Genomic DNA, 23029 nt, shown 5'->3' with positions numbered 1-23029 from the left:
CCCACGTACCCCTTTCTCGATTGTGCACACTCTATGGGGAACCTGGGACGCGTGTAAACCCATGTGGCCTGTGTGATCAGTGAGGATCAGCGAGGATCAGCCACGGTCGCGACAGGCGCAGAGCGGTACTCCGACCAGGACTCAGTCGGACTTCCGGGCCCTCGCGACCCGCTCACGCGCCTCGCGCAGCGCCTGTCGCTCGACCTTGTGCGCCGTCCTCAGCGCCTTCTCGGCTTCGCGCACGGCCTTCTGCGCCTCCTTGAGACGGCGGTCACCTGCAAGTTCGGCCGGGTCGAGCACGATCCAATCGGTGGCGGGTTCGCGCGCAGCTCCATGACCGAGAGAGTCGATGTACGAGGAGACTCCGTCGAGGACGCGTTCCATGCCGAACCGGAAGGGATCGTCGGGAGACGTGAAGACTCCGGCGTCGATGGCGCGGCGGAGGGCGGGGAACTCGTCAGCAGTGATCACCCGGTCGTACAGCTCGGATTCGCGCATCGCCACCTCGTCGGGCGAGAGACCACTGCTGCGGGACTGCTCGGTGTATCCGGCCTGCACGATGCCGCACCACCGCGCGTTCCCGGTCACCGCGAGCGCCACGGCCACACGCTCCTCCGCGGAGAGCGGGGTCTCTTCGAGCGCCTCCAGACTCGCATCCAGCCATGCGGAGCTGTGGGGAGTGATCGGCGAGCCGTTGATCGGCAGCGACAGCATCCACGGGTGGCGCTGGTAGAGGAGCACCTGCTCGGCGTACAGCGCGAGCAGTCGGTCCCGCCAATGGCTGTGCTCGCGGATGGATTCCGGGGGCAGCCCGGTGGCCTGCTCCTGCATGAGAAGCAGAAGGTCGTCCTTCGCGCTGACGTAGCGGTAGAGCGACATCGGAGTGAAGCCGAGGGCCGCCGCCACGGCGGCCATCGACACGGCACCGATCCCGTCTGCGTCGGCCAGCTCGACAGCGGCGTCCACGATCCGCTCCACGCTCATCTCGCGCTTGGGGCCGCGCTGCGGGTTCGCGGCGACTCCCCAGGCGAGGGCGATGCCGCGCGGCAGCTCCGGGGGCTCGTTCTGGGTCATCCGATCATCTTACTTCTGTATATTGCATAAACAGTGTGTTACCGTCATACACAGTTGCGTACGGCGCACACAGTTCCACTCGGGGACAGTTGCGATCAGAGAGGAACGGACGATGGATCAGGCGGTTGAAGTACGAGGGCTGAGCAAGGCCTTCGACAAGAAGCGAGTCGTCGACGACCTCGACTTCTCAGTCTCTCGAGGTGAGGTCTTCGCTCTGCTGGGGCCGAACGGGGCGGGCAAGACGACCACGATCAACATCCTCACGACGCTGACTGCGGCAGACGCGGGCACGGCGCACGTGGCCGGATTCGACACGAGGACCCACCCTTCCGAGGTCCAGCGGAGGATCAGCCTCACGGGACAGTCCGCCGCGGTCGACGACGCCCTGACCGGAATGGAGAACGTCGTGATGTTCGCGCGCCTGTCGGGTCTCGGCCGAACCGACGCGGCACGACGAGCCACCGAGCTCATCTCGCGGTTCGATCTGGCGGAGGCCTCGGCGCGCGCGGTGCGCACCTTCTCCGGCGGAATGCGACGCCGCCTCGACCTCGCCCTGAGCTTCGTCGTCACCCCGGAGGTGCTGTTCCTCGACGAGCCGACCACCGGTCTCGACACTCGCAGTCGACGCGACCTGTGGGATCTCATCCGCACCCTCTCCGCTGCGGGGACGACGGTCTTCCTCACCACCCAGTACCTGGAGGAGGCCGACCAACTCGCCGACCGGATCGCAGTGCTGCACGACGGACGGATCGCTGCTCTCGGCACACCGGCCGAACTCAAGGCCCGCGTCGGCGGCGACACCGTGGAACTGCACGACGACCGCGGGAACCTCCTCCGAGAGATACCCACCGACGGCAGCGTCGCCGATCTCCGCCGAGCACTCGACCTGCTCGACCAGGACGGCGAAGACGGTGTCGTGACTCTTCGACGCCCGACCCTCGACGACGTCTTCCTCGCCGTCACGACATCGAGCGCCACCAAGGAGCACGCATGAACGCCGCAGTCGCAGTCACGGTCGCTCCCTCATCACCTCCGGCGCCACGGCCACGGCTCCGTGGACTGACCGCCGAGAGCGTCTTCGTGGGACGGAGCCTTCGCCACTCGCTGCGCGACGGCGAATCGCTGCTGATGGCGGTCCTGCTCCCCGTGATGCTCATGCTGATGTTCACGTGGGTCTTCGGCGGGGCGATCGACCCCTCCGGCGACTACGTCGACTATGTGGTGCCCGGCATCATCCTCACATGCGCGGGCTTCGGTGCATCTTCGACAGCCGTATACGTCGCGAACGACATGCGGACGGGCATCATCGACCGCTTCCGAACGATGCCGCTGCGCGCGAGCGCGGTACTCACCGGCCACGTGGTCGCGAGCCTTCTGCGCAACCTCGTCGCGACGGCGATCGTCATCGGGGTCGGCGTCCTGGTCGGCTTCCGGCCCGACGCGTCATTCGCGGAGTGGCTCGCTCTGGCCGGACTCATCGCCCTCTACATCCTCGCGATCACGTACCTGTTCGCGGCGATCGGGCTCGCCGCCGGCTCGCCCGAGGGCGCGAACGGATACGGCTTCATCCTGCTCTTCCTGCCTTACCTGTCCAGCGCCTTCGTCCCGGTCGCGAGCATGCCCTCGTGGCTGCAGCCCGTCGCGGCGAACCAGCCGATCACTCCGATCGTCGATACCATCCGGGGCCTGCTCACGAACGCACCGATGGGAACCGCAGCGTTCTGGGCGGTCGGCTGGTGTCTGGTGATCCTGGCATGCGCGGTGCTGTGGGGAACATGGCTGTTCCGACGTCAGGCTGCGCGACGCTGACACCGCGTGCCGCCGGAACTGCTCCTCGATCTCAGCGGAGACATAGGATGTATGCCGGATCTGCTCAGAATGCTCTGAGATGGTGATCCCACGACTCACGATGGCACCATCCCGAGTCCACGCGGGCTGGGGCCCGCGGCTTCGCCCCTGACGACACGCCCCCCGATCGTCAGGGGCGACGTGTGTCTGCCGTCGGAGTCAGGCGCCGAATCTCTTGAGCGCTGTCTCGACGACGTGCTTCGCGGATGCGGCTGCACGGCCGACGACCTCGGCCGCGTGCGCAGCACTGCCGGTCAGCGGCTGACCCGGGTAGTCGATGTCGGGTGCGTCGTCACCGTAGGCGTCCATCAGGAACGGCACGAGCCAGTCGTCGACGACCCCGAGAGGCTCGACGGCGAGGCTGTAGAAGCGACGCTGACCGTCTTCTCGCACGCTGACGAGCTCGGCCTCACGGAGCACCTTCAGATGCTTGGAGACGGTGGGCTGACTGATGCCCAGATCGGCGACGATCTGGCTGACGCTCGTTCCGGCATCCCCTTCGGTGGTGCGACGCAGGAGGAGCTGGAGGATGTCTCGCCTCGTACCGTCTGCGATCACGTCGAAGATGTCCGTCATGTGATCAGGGTAGTCGTCCCTGGCACGGAGTACCATGACGAAGGCTCGGCGATCGGCGTCGTGCAGCCGCAGAAGGCGGAGCAGGAAGAACGAAGGGGGACGCGATGTCGGGCATCGTTTCGGCGTCGTCCCCTCGACAGCGGCTCCAGAACGCCGCCTCCTGGGGCAAGCACCTGATCACGTCGTCGCCCTCGCGCTTCGCGATCGTGATCTTCGCGCTCCTCATCCTCGTCTTCACCGTGCTGCTCTCGCTGCCGATCGCTTCGGCGTCACGAACCGTCACACCGCTGGCGGACGCGCTGTTCACCGCGGTGTCCACGATCTGCGTCACGGGCCTGTCCACCGTCGACATGGCCACTCACTGGTCGCCGTTCGGTCACGTGCTGATCTTCATCGGCGTCAACATCGGCGCCCTCGGCGTGCTGACCCTCGCGTCGCTGATGGGCATGCTGATCTCCAAGCGGCTCGGGCTCCGCGCCAAGCTCATGGCCGCCGGCGACACGAACCCGATGCGCGCGCACGGCGGCGTGGTCAACGAGAGCCAGACCGTGCGCCTCGGCGAGGTCGGTCAGCTGCTCACCACGGTCGCCGTCTCCGCCCTGATCATCGAGGGCGCGCTCGCCATCCTCCTCTACCCCGCCCTCGTGATGGCCGGAGTCGAACCGATCGCCGCGCTCTGGGAGGCGCCCTACTTCGCCGCGATGGCGTTCACCAACACGGGCTTCGCGCCGAACGCCGGCGGCGTCGCCGTGTTCGCCGACGACTACCTGGTCCTCACGCTGCTGATGGTCGGAGTGTTCCTCGGCAGCATCGGGTTCCCGGTGATCTACACACTCGCGAAGCACGTCTGGCACGTGAAGAAGTGGTCGCTGCACACCAAGCTCACCCTCGTCACCACCGTGCTCCTCTTCGTGCTCGGTGCCGCCGTGTTCCTCATCCTCGAGTACGCGAACCCGAAGACGTTCGGGTCGATGGACGCGGCGGACACCACGTTCCAGGCCTTCTTCCTGTCCGCCATGACGAGATCCGGCGGCTTCAACGTCATCGAGATGGACGACCTGAACGGCTCGTCGCTGCTGGCCGCCAGCATGCTGATGTTCGTCGGCGGCGGCTCTGCATCCACTGCCGGCGGTATCAAGGTCACCACGCTCGCGGTGCTCGCGATCGCCGTGTGGTCCGAGGCGAAGGGACGCCAGTCGGTCGAGGCGTTCGGCCGCCGCATCCCCAGCGACGTCCAGCGGGTCGCACTCAGCGTCGTCGCATGGGGTGCCACGATCGTGGCGCTCTCGACGATCATCATCTCTCAGATCACCAAAGCCGACATCAGCCACGTCCTCTTCGATGTGATCTCGGCCTTCGGCACCGTGGGCCTGTCGACCGGGCTCACCGCGGAGCTCCCGGACTCCGCCTCGTACGTACTGGCGACCACCATCTTCATGGGGCGCGTTGGTACAGTGACTCTCGCCGCGGCGGTCGCCGCGACATCGCGAACGCAGTACTACTCACTGCCCGTGGAAAGGCCGATCGTTGGTTGAAGTCCTCCGGGGCGACGCGCCCGTCCTCGTCATCGGTCTCGGCCGGTTCGGCGCCGCCTGTGCGGGCGAACTCGACCGCCTCGACCGCGAGGTGCTCGCGATCGACGACAACCTCGAGCTCGTGCAGAAGTGGTCGGATCGGGTCACGCACACTGTTCAGGCCGACGCCAAGAACATCGACGCCCTGCGACAGATCGGTGCTCAGGACTTCCAGGTCGCCGTCGTCGCCGTCGGTTCGTCCATCGAGGCGTCGGTGCTGATCACCGCGAACCTCGTCGACCTCAAGGTGCCGCAGATCTGGGCCAAGGCGGTCTCGCAGTCGCACGGCAAGATCCTCGCCCGCGTCGGCGCCAACCACGTCATCTACCCCGAGCGCGAAGCCGGCGAGCGCGTCGCGCACCTCGTCTCGGGTCGGATGCTCGACTTCATCCGCTTCGATGACGACTTCGTGCTGGCCAAGATGTACCCGCCCAAGTTCATCCGCGGCGTCGGTCTGAATGAATCGGGCGTGCGCAGCAAGTACAAGGTCACGGTCGTCGGCGTGAAGAGCCCCGGCAAGCCGTTCCGCTACGCCGAGGCGAACACGATCGTCACCAACCACGACCTCATCATCGTCTCGGGCACCAACAGCGACATCGAGCGCTTCGCCGCACTCGACCGCTGAGCGGCATCCGCTCACTTGTCAGGCGTCGATGTCGAGCGTCAGGTCGACGATGTCATCGATCGTGATGCTCTCGCGGTCCTGAAGGACCTTCTTGATCGGCACGATGTATCCGCCGTCCTTCGGCCAGAGGGCAGTCGTCACCGTGGTGCTCCCGATCGTCACGGATGCCGGGATCATGCCCCATCCGTAGGTGACCACGCTCGCCACATCGCCGATCATCTCGCTCTCGGCCGGCGGCACGGTGACGAAATGGAACGGGGCGGGACCCCGCCGGAACCAGATCGCACCCGAGAACCGCAGCCGCATGTCAGCCTCCGGCCGCCAGTTCCTTCGCGCGGGCGAGGGCCGCGGCAGCAGCGTCAGCGAAGGTGCGGTCGAGGTGCGCGTCCTGCAGCACGGCGACCGCTCGTTCGGTGGTGCCCTTCGGACTCGTGACGCGGCGACGGAGCTCGGCCGGCTCCTCCCCCGACGCATCGAGGAGCGCGGTCGCCCCGATGAATGTCTGCTCCACCATGGTGCGCGCGTCGGTCTCGCTGAATCCCATGTCGACAGCGGCCTTCGTCAGCTCCTCGATCAGCAGGTAGACATAGGCCGGGCCCGAACCCGAGATGGTCGACAGCGCATCGATCTGCGACTCGGGAACCTCGACGACCGCCCCCACGGTCTCGAAGAGGCGGTGCACGAGGGCGAGGTCGTCGGCGGACGCAGATGCCCCCGCGGCGAGACCGGTGACGCCCTTGCCGACCGTCGACGGTGTGTTCGGCATAGACCGGATGACCCGCACGTCGGCGCCGAGGTTGTCGGCGAAGGTCTGGAGGGTGACGCCGGCGGCGATGCTCACGACGATCGCGTCGTCGGCGAGATGAGGTGCGATCTCGCGCAGCAGATCGGGAACCATCGCAGGCTTCACGCCGACCAGCACGATCCCGGCCTTCGCGACCGCGTCCGCGTTGCCGTCGGTGGTCTCGGAGAGGGCGATGCTCCTGACGCCGTCGAGGCCGGCGAATGCCGCCGCCTTCTCGGGAGTGCGGTTCGTGGCCGTGATGCCGCCGTCGACCCGGATGCCGGATGCGACCACCCCGCGGAGGATCGCACCCCCCATCGAACCGGCACCGAGGAACGCGAGAGCGGGAAGAGAGTCAGCCATGTCGTCATCCTACGGCGGGCGCACCCGGCGACAGCGGGCAAGCGGATCTAGACTCGACGCATGAGTGCATCCGGCGGCGGCAAGGCCATTCTCGCGGCGTTCCTGGCGAACCTGGGCATCGCCCTGGCGAAGTTCGTGGCATGGGCACTCTCGGGATCCGCCTCGATGCTCGCCGAGGCGATCCACTCGGTCGCTGACTCCGGCAATCAACTGCTGCTCATGCTGGGCGGCCGCAAGGCCAAGCGAGAGGCCGATCGGGCGCATCCGTTCGGGTACGGCCGGGAGCGCTACGTGTACGCGTTCGTGGTGTCGATCATCCTGTTCTCGGTCGGTGGCCTGTTCGCGATCTACGAGGCGATCGACAAGCTCACGCACCCGCACGAGCTCGATCAGACCTGGTGGTGGCTCCCGATCGTCGTGCTCGTCGTCGCGATCGGGCTCGAGTCGTTCTCGCTGCGCACCGCAGTGAAGGAGAGCAACCTCGTCCGTGACGAGGGCCAGTCCTGGGTGTCGTTCGTCCGGCGCGCGAAGGCACCGGAGCTGCCCGTCGTGCTGCTGGAGGATGTCGGGGCCCTCACGGGACTGACCTTCGCCCTGCTCGGCGTCGGTCTGACCGTGATCACCGGGAACCCGGTCTTCGACGCCCTCGGCACTCTGATGATCGGCATCCTGCTGGTGCTGATCGCCATCGTGCTCGGAGTCGAGACCAAGAGCCTTCTCGTGGGCGAGGGCGCCACGCCCGCCGACCACGACCGCATCGTCGACGCGATCAACGCGGGTGACGAGATCGAGAAGATCATCCACATGAAGACGCTGTATCTCGGGCCCGATGAGCTGATGGTCGCGGCGAAGATCGCACTCAACGCCGACAAGCCGCTGCGCGAAGCGGCGGTCGACATCGACGCGATCGAGGCCCGGATCCGGGAAGCCGTTCCGACTGCCCGCGTCATCTACATCGAACCCGACGTGTACCGACCGTCGCTGGACCCCGAACCGTCCACCGACGTGTTCGTGCTCAAGTCGTCGGACTGACCTCGGCCGCTCGCTGTCGCCTCAACGGCGCTGCTCGAAGAAGTCCCTCAGCAGAGCGGTGGCGGCCTCTGCCTCGATTCCTGCGATGACCTCCGCCCGGTAGGGGAGGCGCCGGTCGCGGAGCACGTCGTACATGGATCCTGCCGCACCCGCCTTCTCATCCCAGGCGCCGAACACGACGCGCCCGATTCGGGCCTGCAGGATCGCCCCCGCGCACATGACGCAGGGTTCCAGCGTCACCACGAGAGTGTGGCCGTCGAGATTCCAGGAACCGACGGATGCTGCCGCCGCACGCAGCGCCTCGACCTCGGCGTGCCCTGTCGGATCGTGCGTCGCCTCGCGGTTGTTGCGGCCCTCGGCCACGATTCGGCCCTCGATGTCGAGCACCACGGCGCCGACGGGGATCTCGGACGCCGCCGCGGCTTCGGCCGCGAGCTCGAGCGCGCGGCCCATCGCGATCTCGTCGGCGGCGGTCATGCGTCGAGCCTACCGACAGCGCGCCCGCCCTCGTCGGGCGCCTCCCCCGCATCCGATGTCGTGCGGGAGCGTCCGGCGCATTAGCCTGTATCCATGCGTGTCCACGTCGCCGACCACCCTCTCGTCACTCACAAGCTGTCGGTCCTGCGCGACCACCGCACATCGTCGCCCGTCTTCCGCCAGCTGACCGAGGAGCTCGTCACCCTCCTCGCGTACGAGGCGACGCGCAACGTGAAGGTCAGCCCGATCGAGATCACCACTCCGGTGACGACGACGATGGGCGTGAAGATCTCCGAGCCACGCCCGATCGTGGTGCCGATCCTGCGCGCAGGCCTGGGCATGCTCGAGGGTCTCGTCAAGCTGCTGCCGACCGCAGAGGTCGGGTTCCTCGGAATGGTTCGTGACGAGACGACGTTCGAGCCGACGACCTACGCCGAGCGTCTTCCTGATGACCTGAGCGACCGCCAGTGCTTCGCGATCGACCCGATGCTGGCCACCGGCGGTTCGCTGGCCGCGGCGATCCAGTTCCTCTTCGACCGCGGAGCCAAGGATGTCACGGCGATCTGCCTGCTGGGCACGCCTGAGGGCGTCGCCGCGATCGAGGCGCTCGTCGGCGACCGCGACGTCACACTCGTGCTCGGAGCCCTCGATGAGCGCCTGAACGAGAAGGGCTACATCGTCCCCGGTCTCGGCGACGCCGGCGACCGCCTGTACGGCACAGTCTGACGCGCGCCGCCCCGTAGACCCACACGCACGTCGGCCCACCGACCCGCCGGCGCGACTCACACGGTCAGCAGGTAGGCGCGTTCGTCTCCGTAGTGCGTGAAACCGGCTCTCGCGAGGATCGGTGCAGACGTCGCGGTGCGTCCTTTCACGAGCGCCGTGGTCGCTCCGAGTGATGCGCTGACGCGCAGTCGCTCGGCGAGGACCGCACGGTAGGCGCCCCGACCGCGAGCCTCTTCGAGGGTGGCGGCGCCCCACAGACGAGCGAACCCCTCGACGATCGTGCACCCGCCGGTGCTCACCGCCGGGCCATCGAGGCGTGCGAGCACGCGGACGTGCGTTCCGGCCTCGAATCCCGACACCACTTCGTCGAGTTCCGTCCTGAGGTCCGCTTCATCGAGGGGCTGCTGCTGCCAGACGTGGACATTGATCGCGTCGACCTCGCGCACCTGGTCGATCGTCCGCACGATCTCTGCAGTGGTCTGCGACGGAACATCGATCACGGCACCGACGATCTCGCGGGCGAACACCGCGACGGTGTCGATGTGCTCTGCTCCACGGCGGCGGATCTCGTCTTCGAGGTCGGGACGATCGGATTCGTTGGTCCAGAACCGGAGCTCGCCCTCGCCCCACGCCCGGGTGCGGTCGATGGCGCGATCGAGGACCGCCGCCGCATCCTCGTCGGAGTCGACCTGCGATGCTCGCACACCACCACCGAATCGCTGGGGGTACCGCACCAGCTGCACATCGGTCTTCTCATGCTCGCTGTCGCGAGGAAACCACACCCATGCGGCTGAGGCTCGCAGGATCTCGTCCGTCGTGTGCATCATGATGTCTCCCGCAGTGCGGCGTCAGCCCGCGGCGCCGACGAGTCGGGCGAAGGCGCTCAGACGCGCCACGCCCTCGGGCGTGCGGGGAAGATCGTCGAGCAGCGCCGGCGAGTGGATCAGGTACGCCGCGACCTGGGCTCTCGAGATCGCCACGTTGAGTCGGTTCTGGAGAAGCAGGAACTCCGGGCCGCGCGGGGCGTCGCGCCCGCTGGATGCGGCGAGCGACGTGATCGAGACCACAGCCTCCTTGCCCTGGAAGTTGTCGACGGTGCCGACGGGCACATCCGGGAAGCCAGCCGCTGCGAGTGAGTCGAGAACCAGCTGACGCTGTGCGTTGTAGGGCGCGACCACGATGATGTCGCTCTGCGCGAGAGGCCGCACCGTGGCATCCGCGTCGTTGTCGGTGAAAGCGCGACCGACGAGATCTCTCACCAGCGCCACGACCTCTGCCGCCTCTTCGGGCGACTGCGTGGCATTGCCTCGATGACGGAGCGAAACCACGTGCAACCCCGGGTCGATCCCCTCGAGCGACCTGAGCTCGGTGCCAGGGGCTGATGCCAACTGGCCGGCGTAGGCGAGCTTCGATACCGGAGCGGCGACGTACGGATGCATCCGCCAGGACCGCGCCAGGAAGTATCCGTAGTCGGGCCTGACGACCGGATCGCCCTCCATGACCCACCCGAGAGCGGAGGTGTCGACGGGCTCGGGGTGTGCTCCCTGGCTCACCTGCGGAAGCTGCTGAGGGTCGCCGAGCAGCAGCAGCCGCTGAGCACCCGCGGCGACGGCGATCGTCGAGGCGAGGGAGAACTGGCCTGCCTCGTCGACCACGAGCAGGTCGAGGCCTCCTCGCTCGACGCGCGATATGTTGCTGAAGTCCCATGCCGTGCCCCCGACGACCGCCCCGTGCTGCGCGTGCTCACCCAGGAACGACGCCATGCCGTTCTTCGGGATCACCGTGTACGACGGGTCGACCGAGGGATCCTTCGGCGCTTTCGCCACCTGCGCCGCAGGGACGCCGTCGGCGACCACCCGCTCGAGCAGGTTCTCGATGATGGCGTGCGACTGCGCCACGACACCGACGGTGAAACCGTGATCGTTGACCAGGCGCGCGATCACCTGCGAGCCGGTGTAGGTCTTGCCCGTGCCAGGAGGGCCCTGCACTGCGAGATAGCTGCGGTCGAGGTCGAGGATCCCGCGCACGATCGCATCGATCGTGTCGTCACCCTTCGTCGGCAGCGCGTCGCCCGAGATCGTGCGCGGCGGGATGCGCCGCAGGATGTCGGTCGCGGCGTCGTGCGGGAACCCCGGCGCGGCAGCGTGCACCGTATCGGCCCACTCGTCGATCGCGCCCTGCAGCGAGACGACGCGCGGAGGCGCCGCCGGTGTCAGGGCGAGCGGCAGCTCATCCCACGTCTGCCCCTGGATCGCCGTCTCTGTGATCAGGTAGCCGTCGTCGAGCACCTCGGCGACCGTGACCGTGTGCGGCACGTGCACAGCGCGAGACGGCAACTCCGTGTCGAACGGTGCAGGAACGGGGTAGAGCGCGAACGGCTGCGACCCGACACCGAGTGTGGTTCCCGGCGAGACCTCGCCGCGGACCTCGAGGTCACGCGACATCACTCGACGCCCCTCAGGGACGCTCCACTCACGCCGGACGGCCGACGAGGTGCGGTCGACCCGCACCACGTCGCGCGTACCGTCCCACATGGTGACCGGCTCGCGGAGTCGCTGGAAGTGCGACACCCAGAAGCTCTTCGCCTCGCGGGGGAAATAGTCGATCGCGGCGGCCGCGATGCGATGCACCTGCCCGTCTTCACCCGCATCGACCGCGCGCTCGGCGTCGGCGAGCAGAGCCACCGACCGCGGAGACGGCTCGTAGATCACCTCGTCGGCCTCGTCGGGCGGCGCGGGATTCACGCCCTCCTTCTTCGCGATCTCGATCAGCCAATTGCGCAGGCGCCTGGTCGACACGCAGTCGTAGCGGTTGTAGTCGGCGAGATCGGCGAACACCGCCTCGGCGTCCGCCTGCTCGCCCGCGGCGGCGAGCTCACGCGCCGCGACGTACTGGACGATAGAGTCGTCGCCCTTCTGGACGTCGCTCGTGCGCACGTCTTCGCCCATGTACAGAGGCTCGAGCTTCTTGATCGAGTACGACCGCGATCCCACCCGCACGGTGCGAAGGACCAGTGGATAGAGGTCGACGAACACTCCCTCGCGCAGCAGCCGATCGATCTCGCCCTCGCGCACACCGTGTCGTGCCGCCATGGCCACGAGGTGGGACGTCTCATACGGGGCGTAGTGGTAGATGTGCATGCCGGGGTGCGCGGCGCGGCGCACCGTCACGAAGTCGAGGAATCGCTCGAACGCCTCGCGCTCAGCGGCGAAGTCATGCGCCCAGAGCGCGGTGTACTGGTCGGTGTTGTCTACCCAACCGAAGAGGTAGTCGATGCCCCAATGAGCTTCGCCGTCCGGCGCGGGTTCGGTGTAGAGGGGGTCGCCCTCGAAGTCGAAGAAGATGTCACCGTGGCTCGGCACCGGCAGCGTATGGATCGCCGCCGCGTAATGCACGTCGTAGGTCGGTGCGCCCTCGGCATCCGCCTTCAGCTGCAGCTGCGCCTGTGCGCGCAGCGTCTCGAAGGTGTCGGTGTTCATGCCCTCCGGCACATCGGTCGCCGCGGCCAGCGCGTCGATCGTCTCGATGCCTGCCGTGCGCAGCCGCGCGCGCTGCACCGGCCGCATCCGCGCGACCATCAGCAGGTCGCGATGCGCGATCACCTGCTCTTCGCAGGTCGCGCAGCGGCCGCATGCCACGATCTCGAGGTCTCCTCGGTCGTCACCCCACGCGAGCGCCGCGTCGGAGGACGGATCGTCTATCCTGCGGTCGGCGATCAATGCACGCAACCGTGCCCTTCTCACCTGGAAGAGCGGAAGAAGGTCATCGACCGCATGGGTGCTGGTCGATCCGTCGCCGAGCAGAAGATCGACCTCGTCGGACCGAGGGATGCCGAGCCGGTCGAGCTGGTCGACGTATGCCGCGAGCTGCATGAGAGCCGTGACCCTGGCCTTGCGGGCGAGCTTGGAATCCTGCACCCGCCAGCGCCCGTCGTCGTCACGCTTCAGGAAATCGGCGAACCCGACGAACTCGGGGGTCGCGAACGCCGCCTGGAACACGACGACGGCGTCGGACCCGAGCGCCTGCACCGTCTCGTCGACGGCTGCCGCGAGAGCCTCGGCGTCGACCGACGAGACCTTCTCGATGCGGTGCACCCGGTCGTCGCCGAGGTCCTCGATGTACCGCGCGAGGACGTTCTGCTCGTGGACGTCGCCGAGCAGCGCAGCGCGCGCGAGGGTCGCGTCTTCAGGCTCTTCGACAGCCGGCACGCGACCGAGCTTGGCGTCGATCGCCCGACACCACGCGAACTCGCATTCGGCGGCGGCCTTGAGGTCGCTCGCGCTCCAGATGACGCGCTGCGCCTGAGTGTCGATCCGCACGATGCTCCCGTTCTCTCGGATGCTTCGACACTAGCCGCGGCATCCGACACGGGATCACGATGGACTCGTGTCAGCGCCACCAGGTGTCGTCGGGAGTCACCGGGAGGTTCCGCTTGTGCTGGGTGGCGAGGTAGCGCGATTCGATGCGACCCGCGACATCGGGGTCGACCTCGCGCCCCTCGAGGAAGTCGTCGATCTGCTCGTAGGTGAGCCCCAGCTCGTCTTCGTCGGCACGCCCGGGCTGGCCGTCGAGGAGGTCGGCGGTCGGCACCTTGTAGGCGAGTCGGTCAGGGGCACCGAGCAGCAGGAGCAGCGACCGTCCCTGTCGTTTGCTGAGACCCGACAGAGGAAGGATGTCGGCGGCGCCGTCTCCGAACTTCGTGTAAAAGCCCGTCACGGCCTCGGCCGCATGGTCGGTGCCGATCACGAGGAGGCCGTCGTGCCCCGCCAGCGCATACTGCGTCACCATGCGGACGCGTGCCTTGATGTTGCCGCGGTTGAAGTCGCTGATATCGCTCCTGACGGCGAACTCGATGTCCTCCTCGACGCCGTCGACGCCGTTCTGGATGTTCACCTCGACCGAGGAGTCAGGAGCGATGAACTCGAGCGCCGCTTTGGCATCCGCCGCGTCCTTCTGCACCCGATACGGCAGGCGAACCGCGAGGAACTTCGCCTCTCCGCCTTCGGCGCGCACGCGCTCGACCGCGAGCTGCGCAAGACGACCGGCGAGGGTCGAGTCCTGGCCTCCCGAGATGCCGAGGACGAAGCCCTTGGCACCGGTGGCGCGCAGATAGTCGGCGAGGAACCCCACGCGGCTCTCCACCTCGGCCGCTGGATCGATCTCGGACTTCACACCGAGTGCTTCAGAGATCTGCTTCTGCAGGGTCATGTCTTCCTCCGGTCTGCCCGACGTCAGTATCCTCCCCCAGTGTTACATCGAGATGACGTGGATCGCACGCGCGTGGCTTCGCAGCACTCGATCCACCTGGCAGGATGGCGAGGTGAAACTTCTCGTCGCAGCCATGGCCTCCGAACTCGCAGCGTTCCCGGAGGAGCTCGAGGGATTCGACCAGCTCGTCACCGGTGAGGGCAAGATGCAGGCGGTGTTCGCTCTCACCCGAGCGCTCGACGCCAAGGAGTACTCCGAGGTGGTGGTCGTCGGGACCGCCGGCGGAATCGACCCCGAACTCGAAGCGACCGCGCACGAGATCGGCAGCGCGCTGCAGCACGATGTGTTCGACCTCGACGGCGTCGCAGGCCAGCATGTCTCTCTGCCCGCGCGCGTGTCCACGGGCCGCGAAGGGGTGCTGATCGCGACCGGTGACAGCTTCGTCGGCGATGCCGGGATCACCGCCGTCATCCGACCGTCCGGCGCTGGACTGGTCGACATGGAGACCTACGCGTACATCTGGGTCGCGCAGCAGTTCGGAGTACCGATCCGCGCGTTCCGTGCGATCTCGGACCGGGCCGAGGACGGCGCCCTCGTCGACTTCCGCGAAGCGATCGCACGGTGCAGCGTGCAGCTGCGCGAAGTGATCCGTCGGGAGTACGGCGTCTGAGAACGGCCTCCGGCGCGCTGTCGTCCGAACGCGCGCTGTCGTCCGAACGCCGGCGGCGAGGACACAGCGGAGTCTCAGCGCGCTTCGATGACGCTCGGCCCTTCCGGAGTCGCGCGCACGCGTAGCTGAGCAGGAATCTGCTCCTGCATCGCCTCGACATGACTGATCACGCCCACGGTGCGTCCGCCTTGCCTCAGCTCGTCGAGCGTGCGCATGGCCACGTCGAGGGTGTCTCCGTCGAGGGACCCGAACCCTTCGTCGATGAACAGCGTGTCGAGGCGGATGCCGCCGGCGCGCGCCGTGACGACCTCGGCGAGGCCGAGGGCGAGGGCGAGAGAGCTCAGGAAGGTCTCTCCACCCGACAGTGACTGCGCAGGACGGGTGTGTCCGGTGAAGGCGTCGAACACGACGATCCCGAGCCCGGATGCTGCTCCCCGAGCCGCAAGGGCGTCGGAGTGGCGCAGCTGGTAGCGCCCGGTCGACATGTCTCCGAGTCGGCGGTTGGCCGCATCGACGATCTCTTCGAGCTCAGCGGCCAGGACGAACGTCTCGAGCGTCATCTTGCGAGTGTTCGCCCCTCGCCCGGCGATGGTGTCGGCGAGGCTGCGGAGCACCTCGTAGTCGGCGGCTTCGGCTGCGGTGCGCGCATGTTCTGCGGCCGCGGCCTCGATGATCGCACTGAGCTGCTCGGCCACACCGGTCGCACGCCCTGCCGCATCGACCGCGGCGGACCAGCGCTGCCGTGCGGTGAGCGACGCCAGCTCGGCGGGGCCGAGCTCGATCGGCTCTTCCGGAAGAGTACGGAGTTCCAGCGGGAGGAGGATCGCCCGCTCCTTCTCCTTCTGGACCGTGTGCTCCGTGACTCGGCTTTCGAGCGCCGTCTGCGCGGCTGTGGAACGGAGCGCCAGCTCGACCGCGGCGACGCCGTCGAACTCGGAGGTCTCGAGCGCCGCATCCTGCTCGGCGTGCGCAGCTGTCGCCGCCTCGGCTCTGCGCGCTCGTTCCGAGGCCGCATCGACCAGCGCCAGCGCGTCCCGAACCTCGGCGAGTGTCGCCGTGAGCCTGTCGGCGACGGTCTCGTACGGCCCGCGCGCTTCGGCGACCGCCGTTCGCGTCTCCTCGATCCGCTGAGACACGAGCGCATGCTCTTCTCGCGCCGCGGCCAGGGCGGCTGCATCGCGTTCGCGGTCGCCGTCGAGACGCCGGATGCGTTCCACCAGAGCGTCACGCTGCTGCTCGATCACGGCCTGTCGCTCTGACGCCTCCGTGCTCTGCGCGTGCGCGGTGGTCGCGGCGGTCAGCTCTGCGACGGCCGCATCGACATCTCGACCGTCGGCGCGGGTTGTCGCAGCGGCGAATTCGGCGCGCAGCGAGGACGCCGCCTCCACGGCATCCCGCTCACGTCTCGCGAGAGCATCGCGGGCGGCTTCGGCCTCGTCGACGTCGTCCGCCGAGACCGGATCCGCGTGCACAGCCGGAGCCGGATGCTCGTGCGACCCGCACACCGGGCAGGCATCGCCGTCGTTCAGCGAACCTGCCAGCTCGCCCGCGAATCCATCGAGTCGCCGTTGCCTGAGCTGTGCGAGGGCGGTCTGCGCACCGGCAAGGGCGGTGCTCGCCTCGGCGAGGGCGCGGTCGGCATCGGCGAGAGCTGCCTCAAGACGGACGGCCTCGAGCGCCGCCGCATGCCGCACCGCGGCAGCATCTCGTGCTGCGGCGAGGTCATCTGCACGGTCGGCGAGCTGCCTGGCGGCGTCGCGTGCGATCGTGAGGGTCTCGAGCTGGGCGGGGAGCTCAAGGCGATCGGCCTCTGCCGTCTCGATGCGCGCTGCGGCCGCCGCCACGGCGTCAGAGGCTGCGGCGAGCTCGGCATCGAGCGCCGGGGCTGTCCGTTCCAGCTCTGCCGCTCGCTGCCACGCGCCCGTCAGCCTGGTGCGCTCGGCGACCCATTCCGCAAGGTCGTCCACATCGATGTCGCGCGCCACCCAGGTCGCGTGCGCTCGCGTCTCGGCGTCGGTCGCCGCGTCGAGGGCCGCTGCCGCGGTCGCCGCGGTGGCGATCGGAGATCGCAGCAGTTCCGCGGCTCTGGCTTGGCGCAGTTCCTTGCGTGCGTCGGCGATCTCGGGCTCTTCGGCCTCCAGACGCTCGAGCGCTGCTCTCGCCCGATCCCGCTCGATCTGCGCCCGTTGCTCGTCGCGCACGGTCGCGAACGCGGCGTCTGCGGCGACAGACTGCTCCTCCGCCTCGACGCGCTCCGCTGCTCGTCGCTCGGCTCGATAGTCGGCACGAGCTTTCGCCCGGCGCAGACTCTCGAGGCGTTCGTCGGTGGTGACCGCGAGCGGCTCTTCCTCGGCCGCCCTCATCTCGTCTGTCTGGGCCTCGCTGTCGTGCCCGAGGTCGGCGCTGTCGACCAGTCTCTGCGCTTCGTCGAGGCGAGCCGACACCGTGGCGAGTCGCGCTCCCAACGACTGCTCCGCCGCCCTGCGTCGCTCGTCGAACCGCGCCTGCACGTCTTCGAATCGCTCGGTGCCGAACAGCCGCCTCAACAGCGCCTGTCGTTCTCTGCTGCCCGCGAGCAGGAATTCCGAGAAGCGGTTCTGCGCGAGCAGGATGACCTGCAGGAACTGCTCGCGACTGAGCTGCAGGATCTCGTCGAGCTCGTACGCCGCCTCACGTTCCTTCGCAGCGAGACCGATCCATTCGCCGCCGACCATCGTGTCGAGCTGGACGGCCGCCGACTGTATCGTCATACCGCCGCCACGCTTCTTGGGGCGCTCGTAGTCGGGCGACCGCGTGACGCGGTATCGACCGGCCGGCGTACTGAACTCGACCACGACCTCGGTGACGTCGTCGGGCTCGCAGTGATCGCTGCGCAGCCGCTTCTCGCCGCCCTCGTACCGCGGGACCCCGCCGTAGAGACCGAAGCAGACGGCGTCGAGGATGCTCGACTTGCCCGCACCCGTGCGCCCGGCGATCAGGAAGATCCCGTCGTCGGCGAACGCGTCGAAGTCGACGGTCTGCCGCTCGCGGAACGGGCCGAATCCTTCGACCTCCAGTCGGTGCAGCTGCATCAGAGCACCTTCTTCACTGTCGGAGCATGATCGCGCTCACGCGTCACCGGGCTGGATCGAGTCGTCACCGGACTAGATGAGCGCTTCGGCGCGGACGCGGTCGTCGAGGACCTCGCGGATCAGCTCGCCCTCACGCTCCGTCGCGCCGTGGCCCGAGCGCACGTGCTCGAGGAAGGCTTCGATGCGCTCGGGGTCGGTGACGGCACCGCGCAGTCTCTCGACGTAGGAGCGCTCGACCGCCTCGGACGTCTCGGAGGGCTGGTGCTGCACCATCGCGCAGTGCGGGTACCGCTCGCGAAGCCTGCGCATCGGCTCGGTCTGGGCGAGCGCGTCGGTGTACACCGCGCACACCCAATCGTCGGCGTGCGCCGAGACGTTCTCAGGCGACAGGATCTCGTCGAGCGTGCCGGTCAGTGTGACGAGGCGGCGCGGCACCGGCAGCTCGAGCCAGTCGACCGACGCGAGCCCTGCCGCATCGAGCTCGACCAGCCACGACCCTCGAGGCTTGTTCTGCTCGCCGAAGCTGTAGTGCAGCGGAGCGCCCGAGTAGCGCACGCGCTCGCTGATCTGCTGGCGACCGTGGATGTGACCGAGGGCGACGTAGTCGGGGCCGTCGAACACGGCCAGCGGCACGACGTCGAGGCCGCCCTGACGCACCTCGCGTTCGAGGCCGATCGTGGCGTCGACTCCGGCGGAGAAGCAGTGGGCGATCGCGACCGACCGACCGGGGTGCTCGGCCATGCCTGCGCGGACCAGATCCATCGCGTGAGCAAGGGTCTGCGCCTGCGTGCGCAGGTCGACCCCGCTCCAGTGCTGACGGACGATCGCCGGTTCGAGGTACGGGATGCCGTAGAACCGCACCGGACCATCCGCATCGGCCAGGGTCACCGGGGTGCCGACCGCGAGAGGATCGGTCAGCACGTGGATTCCGTCGCGCAGCAGACGTGCCTGGAATCCGAGGCGAGCGGCGGAGTCGTGGTTGCCGCTCGTGACGATCACCCGGGCGCCCGTCTCATGCAGCGCGACCAGAGCATCGCCGAGCAGTGTGTACGCGGCGCCCGCCGGAGTCGCGGAATCGAAGACGTCACCCGCGACGATCACGACGTCGACTGCGTTCTCCCGAACCTGCAGCGTCAGCGCTCCGAGCACCTCAGCCAGCGCGTCCATGGTCGAGTTGCCATGGAAGGTGCGGCCGATGTGCCAGTCGGAGGTGTGCAGGATTCGCATACTCACACGGTACGAAGAGCCACCGACATTCGGTCCGAGGCGTGCCGCGGCATCCGTTCCTGACCGTCGATCTCCTCGGATCCGGCCGGGAACGGACGCCGCGCGCGCGTCAGTGAGCGCCGACCGCGATTCCCGGGTGCGCCGGCATCAGCTCGTCCTTGGTGCCGCGGACCATCACGGCGGCGATCACGGCGGCTGCGACCATGAGGATCGACGCGACGATGAAGATCCAGCCGTACGCGTCGGTGAGCTGCCAGAGCGAGAGCTCTGCCTGTGCGTGGCCGCCGACGGATGCCGCGTACACCGCGGTGAACACCGACAGGCCGATCGATCCGCCGATCTGCATCGCGGAGTTGGCTACGGCCGATGCGACGCCCGCATCGTGCGGGGCGACTCCGGTCAGGGCAAGGTTCTGCAGCGGGATGAACACGAACCCCATGCCGACTCCGAGGAGCACGAGCGCCGGGGCGATCTGCACGATGTACGCGCCGTCCGGGGTGATTCCCGAAAGCAGGAAGAGGCCGGCCGCAGCGATCAACGGCCCCACGACGAGCATCGGACGCGGGCCGATCACGGTGAGGAGCTTCGTCGCGATGGGGGCGATGATCATCGTGGCGATCGGGAGCGGAAGAGTCGCTGCGCCCGCCGGGAGCGCACCCATGCCGAGCACGAACTGGAGGTGGAAGGTCAGGTAGAGCGTCGCGCCGATCATGATCGCTCCGGCGACTCCCTGGATCAGGAACGCACCGCCGCGCACGCGGTCCGCCACCACACGCAGCGGCAGCAGCGGCTGCGCGACCCGACTCTCGACCCACACGAACACGCCGAGCAGCACCACGCCGAGCGCGAGGAACGTGATCGTCAGAGGGTCGCCCCAGCCGTTCTCCGCGAGGCTGAATCCGTAGACGAGGGCTCCGAGTCCCAGGGTCACGGTGATCGCACCCCAGACGTCGTAGCGGTTGTCACCTTCGGCGCGGCTCTCGGTGAGGAAGAGCGCACCGCCGACGAGTCCGACGACGACGAAGAAGAGGTTGACCAGCAGGCACCAGCGCCAGTCGGTGAACTCGGTGAGGAATCCTCCCAGCAGCAGTCCGATCGCTGCGCCCGTTCCCGCGACCGTTCCGAAGACCGCGAACGCGGTGTTGCGCTCCCGTCCTGACGGGAAGGTCACGGTCAGCAGAGCGAGCGCCGCCGGGGCGAGGAGTGCGGCGAAGACGCCCTGCAGACCACGCGCGAGGATGAGTTCCCATCCCTGCTGTGCGAGACCGCCGAAGAGGGATGCCGCGCCGAAGCCGACCATCCCGATCATGAACGTGCGCTTGCGTCCGAGGTAGTCGGCGATGCGACCGCCGAGCAGCAGCAGCGCGCCGAACGCGAGGGCGTATGCGGTGACGACCCACTGCCGCTGACCGTCGCTGAGGCCGAGATCGGCCTGGGCACGCGGGAGGGCGATGCTCACGATGGTTCCGTCGAGGACGACGATCAGTTGGGTGAGGGCGATGACGGCGAGCGCCCACCACTTGGTCTGGGGGCGGGCGCGCAAGGACGATGACATGGAAGAACCTCCGGTGTCGGGGACGATGCCGGAGGTTTCGAGCCTCGGACCAGCACGCTGCGAGCGCCTGACCACCTCAGCCTACGGGGCTGAGCAGAAGATCCATATTACCTGACATGGAGCTCTGCGAGTGCGAGCGGAAGATCCCCTGACCCACCCTCGTCACGATGATCGGCACGTGGTGATGCGACATGCGCGATGCGCGATCACATGTGCGGGGTGCGGGGCTGCGCAATGCGAATCTGGGCTGCCCTCCGCCCGACATGTGCCGGAATTGCCCCTCCGGCTGGGGTTGTGCCCGCCTCGTCGTGACTACCGACTTCCGCTCGCTACTCCTTCAGGTCATGCAGCCAGTTCGCCTGCTGGATCCGATTGTCGAGTTCACGCAGCTCCTGCGCGACGGCGTCCGCGCGCGAGCGCAGGTCGGCGACGGGGAGCGCGGAGATCTGCCGCAGTTCAGATCTCATCTGTCGGAGGAACTGGTCGTTCGCTCCGGATGCCGCAGCGGCCGCATCCGCCAGCAGCGAGTGCTGCAGACGGAGCACGTCGCGGGCGGCGAGCGCATCTGTCATCGTTCCGTCGGCGCCGAGGTCGAGCCGCGAGTTGGTCGCGTTGATGCGCCTGATCAGGTCTCGGAGCTGCGCCAGTGCGGCATCCGCCTCAACGAGCAGAGCCGATGCGTTCTCCGCCGGCTCCTCCCCCTCCTGATACCTGGCATTCGCCGTGATGCGCGCGCGAAGCTGCTCGATTCGACGCTGCAGATCGGCGCGGGCGGTGAGGGCCTCTGCGAGTTTCATGCCTTCATCCTGTCAGGACGTCACGTGTAACAGAGCGTCATAAGGCCCTGCCTCAGCGCGAACGCAGCAGAGACGCGTGCTCAGGGTGCGCGGAGAACCAGTCGGAGACGTACCAGCACACGGCGTCGACCTTTCGGTCGCCCCGTGATTCGATGTCGGCGACGGCACCCTCGACGACCGTTCCGGCATAGCCCTTTCCGCGGAAAGTCGGGATCGTGAACGCTCTCGTCAGGGCGATCGTGTGTCCGTCGTCCCGGTAGTCGAGCACGCTCACGAGCTGCCCGTCGCGCATCAGCGTGTACCGCGATGCGTCCTTCTCGTCGGTGAGGATGAAGCCGGAGGCGAGGGTCGAGGTGGTCACCCGCACCACGTTACGCCCGACTCCCCCACCGACGGCCGTTTTGACACGCACGGACTTCTTCCGACATAATCCCCCCATGACTACCAACGCAAGCCCTTTGTCCGCCCAGGAGGCGAACAGGACTGCCGGGATGATGATGCCCGGTCGCGTTGGCATGTGTTGCCGAATGTGTCGCTGAACGAACAGCCACTCCGTCTGACCTGACTTCTCGCGATCTGCGGGGACTGGTCTTCGAGCATCCACCCTTTGCTCGCTCTTCCGGCTCGCCCGGTCATTCATGCAACGCATCAGAGCCCGTCTCCCGGCTCACGTCCTGAGGACTTCATCATCATGTCGAACATCGCACTTCTCGAGCGTCCCTCCGTCTCCGCCGCTGTCCGCACCGCCCCGTCGGCGCCCGCGACCGCCCCGCTCGACGCAGATCTTCCCGCCGTCCGCTCGCCCCGCGGCTTCGCCCTCTACGTCGGTCTCGACGAGATCAAGGCCGCAGAGGCAGGGGTCAGCCTCCCGCTTCTCGTCGACGCCCTGCGTCGCACCCTCGCCGAGCTCGCGCCCGGCGCCGAGACACACGCCACCGTCGCCCTCGCCCCGCACGGATCGGGTGGTCGCGACCTCGATGTCGTCCGCCTCGCGCTGCACGAGCCCGGCGCGATCGCTCGCACCAAGGCCGCAGCCGAGGAGGAGACCACCGACGAGGAGGGCGGCGTCGTCGTCGACATCTCGCGCAAGCGGGTCCTGATCGACGGGGAGTCCGCCGCCTTCACCTACAAGGAGTTCGAGCTCCTGCAGTACCTCGTCCTCCGCGAGGGACGCACGATCGAGCGAAGCGAGCTCGTCTCCGCACTGTGGCAGGCACAGGACGACGAGACCCCGGGCGAGCGCACCATCGACGTGCACGTGCGTCGACTGCGTGCCAAGCTCGGCCGCTACGAGGACATCGTCCGCACCGTGCGTGGAATCGGATACCGCTTCGACCGTCACGCCGACGTCGTCATCCGCTACGGCCACGGAACCCCCTCGCCCGACCGCTTCTGATCCCGATGTCAGGCCCGCCACGTATG

General features: G+C 68.0%; 21 protein-coding genes. 8 read left to right on the top strand and 13 right to left on the bottom strand.

The genetic code is table 11. The features are described from left to right. Nucleotides 1-141: 141 nt before the first annotated feature. The gene (locus RQG77_RS11930; RefSeq protein WP_311244915.1) at nucleotides 142-1074 is read right to left on the bottom strand and encodes a TetR family transcriptional regulator; all 933 of its coding nucleotides are present in this window, start codon (nucleotides 1072-1074) and stop codon (nucleotides 142-144) included. Between the two features lie 112 nt (nucleotides 1075-1186). Between RQG77_RS11930 and RQG77_RS11925 the strand changes: the two genes are divergently transcribed. Together RQG77_RS11925 and RQG77_RS11920 are read left to right on the top strand one after the other, a co-directional pair. Further along, the gene (locus RQG77_RS11925) at nucleotides 1187-2068 is read left to right on the top strand and encodes an ATP-binding cassette domain-containing protein (RefSeq protein WP_311244914.1); all 882 of its coding nucleotides are present in this window, start codon (nucleotides 1187-1189) and stop codon (nucleotides 2066-2068) included. Then, nucleotides 2065-2883 carry an ABC transporter permease gene (locus tag RQG77_RS11920; RefSeq protein ID WP_311244913.1) on the top strand — a complete coding sequence of 273 codons (819 nt, stop codon included), beginning with the start codon at nucleotides 2065-2067 and terminating at the stop codon, nucleotides 2881-2883. The genes RQG77_RS11925 and RQG77_RS11920 overlap by 4 nt, the downstream gene beginning before the upstream one ends. Before the next feature lie 198 nt (nucleotides 2884-3081). On the opposite strand, the gene RQG77_RS11915 is transcribed toward RQG77_RS11920, so the two are convergent. Further along, nucleotides 3082-3498 (bottom strand): metalloregulator ArsR/SmtB family transcription factor, encoded by a 417-nt coding sequence (locus RQG77_RS11915; protein ID WP_311244912.1) that lies wholly within the window; start codon nucleotides 3496-3498, stop codon nucleotides 3082-3084. 104 nt (nucleotides 3499-3602) lie between these two features. Between RQG77_RS11915 and RQG77_RS11910 the strand changes: the two genes are divergently transcribed. Together RQG77_RS11910 and RQG77_RS11905 are read left to right on the top strand one after the other, a co-directional pair. After that, nucleotides 3603-5033, top strand: a complete 1431-nt coding sequence (locus RQG77_RS11910; protein ID WP_311244911.1) for a potassium transporter TrkG — start codon at nucleotides 3603-3605, stop codon at nucleotides 5031-5033. Continuing rightward, nucleotides 5026-5697, top strand: coding sequence for a TrkA family potassium uptake protein (locus tag RQG77_RS11905; RefSeq protein ID WP_047520565.1), 672 nt, complete (start codon nucleotides 5026-5028; stop codon nucleotides 5695-5697). Before RQG77_RS11910 ends, RQG77_RS11905 begins: the two co-directional genes overlap by 8 nt. Nucleotides 5698-5715: 18 nt before the next feature. Here the strand turns inward: RQG77_RS11905 and RQG77_RS11900 are convergent, their stop codons facing one another. Then, nucleotides 5716-6003, bottom strand: a complete 288-nt coding sequence (locus RQG77_RS11900; RefSeq protein WP_311244910.1) for a DUF1905 domain-containing protein — start codon at nucleotides 6001-6003, stop codon at nucleotides 5716-5718. A gap of 1 nt (nucleotide 6004) precedes the next feature. Next, nucleotides 6005-6844, bottom strand: a complete 840-nt coding sequence (proC, locus tag RQG77_RS11895) for a pyrroline-5-carboxylate reductase (RefSeq protein ID WP_311244909.1) — start codon at nucleotides 6842-6844, stop codon at nucleotides 6005-6007. A 60-nt stretch (nucleotides 6845-6904) separates the two neighbouring features. Here proC and RQG77_RS11890 point away from each other — a divergent pair, with 60 nt between their 5' ends. After that, the gene (locus RQG77_RS11890) at nucleotides 6905-7876 is read left to right on the top strand and encodes a cation diffusion facilitator family transporter (protein ID WP_311244908.1); all 972 of its coding nucleotides are present in this window, start codon (nucleotides 6905-6907) and stop codon (nucleotides 7874-7876) included. Between the two features lie 21 nt (nucleotides 7877-7897). Here RQG77_RS11890 and tadA read toward each other — a convergent pair whose 3' ends face one another. Next, on the bottom strand, nucleotides 7898-8353 hold the full coding sequence (tadA, locus tag RQG77_RS11885; protein WP_311244907.1) for a tRNA adenosine(34) deaminase TadA: 456 nt from the start codon (nucleotides 8351-8353) through the stop codon (nucleotides 7898-7900). A 93-nt stretch (nucleotides 8354-8446) separates the two neighbouring features. Between tadA and upp the strand changes: the two genes are divergently transcribed. Beyond that, nucleotides 8447-9079 (top strand): uracil phosphoribosyltransferase, encoded by a 633-nt coding sequence (gene upp, locus RQG77_RS11880; RefSeq protein ID WP_311244906.1) that lies wholly within the window; start codon nucleotides 8447-8449, stop codon nucleotides 9077-9079. A gap of 56 nt (nucleotides 9080-9135) precedes the next feature. Here upp and RQG77_RS11875 read toward each other — a convergent pair whose 3' ends face one another. The 3 genes from RQG77_RS11875 to nadE form a co-directional block, all read right to left on the bottom strand. Then, nucleotides 9136-9906: a hypothetical protein gene (locus tag RQG77_RS11875; protein ID WP_311244905.1), complete on the bottom strand. Its 771-nt coding sequence runs from the start codon at nucleotides 9904-9906 to the stop codon at nucleotides 9136-9138. A gap of 21 nt (nucleotides 9907-9927) precedes the next feature. After that, nucleotides 9928-13398, bottom strand: a complete 3471-nt coding sequence (locus RQG77_RS11870; protein WP_311244904.1) for a TM0106 family RecB-like putative nuclease — start codon at nucleotides 13396-13398, stop codon at nucleotides 9928-9930. A 70-nt stretch (nucleotides 13399-13468) separates the two neighbouring features. Then, nucleotides 13469-14287, bottom strand: coding sequence for an ammonia-dependent NAD(+) synthetase (gene nadE / locus RQG77_RS11865; protein WP_311244903.1), 819 nt, complete (start codon nucleotides 14285-14287; stop codon nucleotides 13469-13471). A 112-nt stretch (nucleotides 14288-14399) separates the two neighbouring features. Here nadE and RQG77_RS11860 point away from each other — a divergent pair, with 112 nt between their 5' ends. Beyond that, a complete protein-coding gene (locus RQG77_RS11860) occupies nucleotides 14400-14957 on the top strand; it encodes a nucleoside phosphorylase (protein WP_311244902.1) in 558 nt (185 codons plus the stop codon). Between the two features lie 74 nt (nucleotides 14958-15031). On the opposite strand, the gene RQG77_RS11855 is transcribed toward RQG77_RS11860, so the two are convergent. The 5 genes from RQG77_RS11855 to RQG77_RS11835 form a co-directional block, all read right to left on the bottom strand. Continuing rightward, the gene (locus RQG77_RS11855; protein WP_311244901.1) at nucleotides 15032-18028 is read right to left on the bottom strand and encodes an SMC family ATPase; all 2997 of its coding nucleotides are present in this window, start codon (nucleotides 18026-18028) and stop codon (nucleotides 15032-15034) included. Nucleotides 18029-18100: 72 nt separating this feature from the next. After that, complete coding sequence (locus tag RQG77_RS11850; protein WP_311244900.1) at nucleotides 18101-19255, bottom strand: exonuclease SbcCD subunit D; 1155 nt, start codon at nucleotides 19253-19255, stop codon at nucleotides 18101-18103. A 109-nt stretch (nucleotides 19256-19364) separates the two neighbouring features. Continuing rightward, the gene (locus tag RQG77_RS11845) at nucleotides 19365-20810 is read right to left on the bottom strand and encodes an MFS transporter (RefSeq protein WP_311244899.1); all 1446 of its coding nucleotides are present in this window, start codon (nucleotides 20808-20810) and stop codon (nucleotides 19365-19367) included. Between the two features lie 329 nt (nucleotides 20811-21139). Next, complete coding sequence (locus tag RQG77_RS11840) at nucleotides 21140-21607, bottom strand: DIP1984 family protein (RefSeq protein ID WP_311244898.1); 468 nt, start codon at nucleotides 21605-21607, stop codon at nucleotides 21140-21142. A gap of 52 nt (nucleotides 21608-21659) precedes the next feature. Beyond that, a complete protein-coding gene (locus RQG77_RS11835) occupies nucleotides 21660-21899 on the bottom strand; it encodes a GNAT family N-acetyltransferase (protein WP_311244996.1) in 240 nt (79 codons plus the stop codon). 399 nt (nucleotides 21900-22298) lie between these two features. Here RQG77_RS11835 and RQG77_RS11830 point away from each other — a divergent pair, with 399 nt between their 5' ends. Then, entirely contained in the window at nucleotides 22299-23003 is a 705-nt protein-coding gene (locus RQG77_RS11830) for a winged helix-turn-helix domain-containing protein (RefSeq protein WP_311244897.1), read from the top strand. Nucleotides 23004-23029 lie beyond the last annotated feature (26 nt).

This window comes from Microbacterium sp. WCS2018Hpa-23 (genome assembly GCF_031843845.1).
Taxonomy (GTDB): Bacteria; Actinomycetota; Actinomycetes; order Actinomycetales; family Microbacteriaceae; genus Microbacterium.
This window is presented reverse-complemented; position numbering and strand designations above follow the sequence as displayed.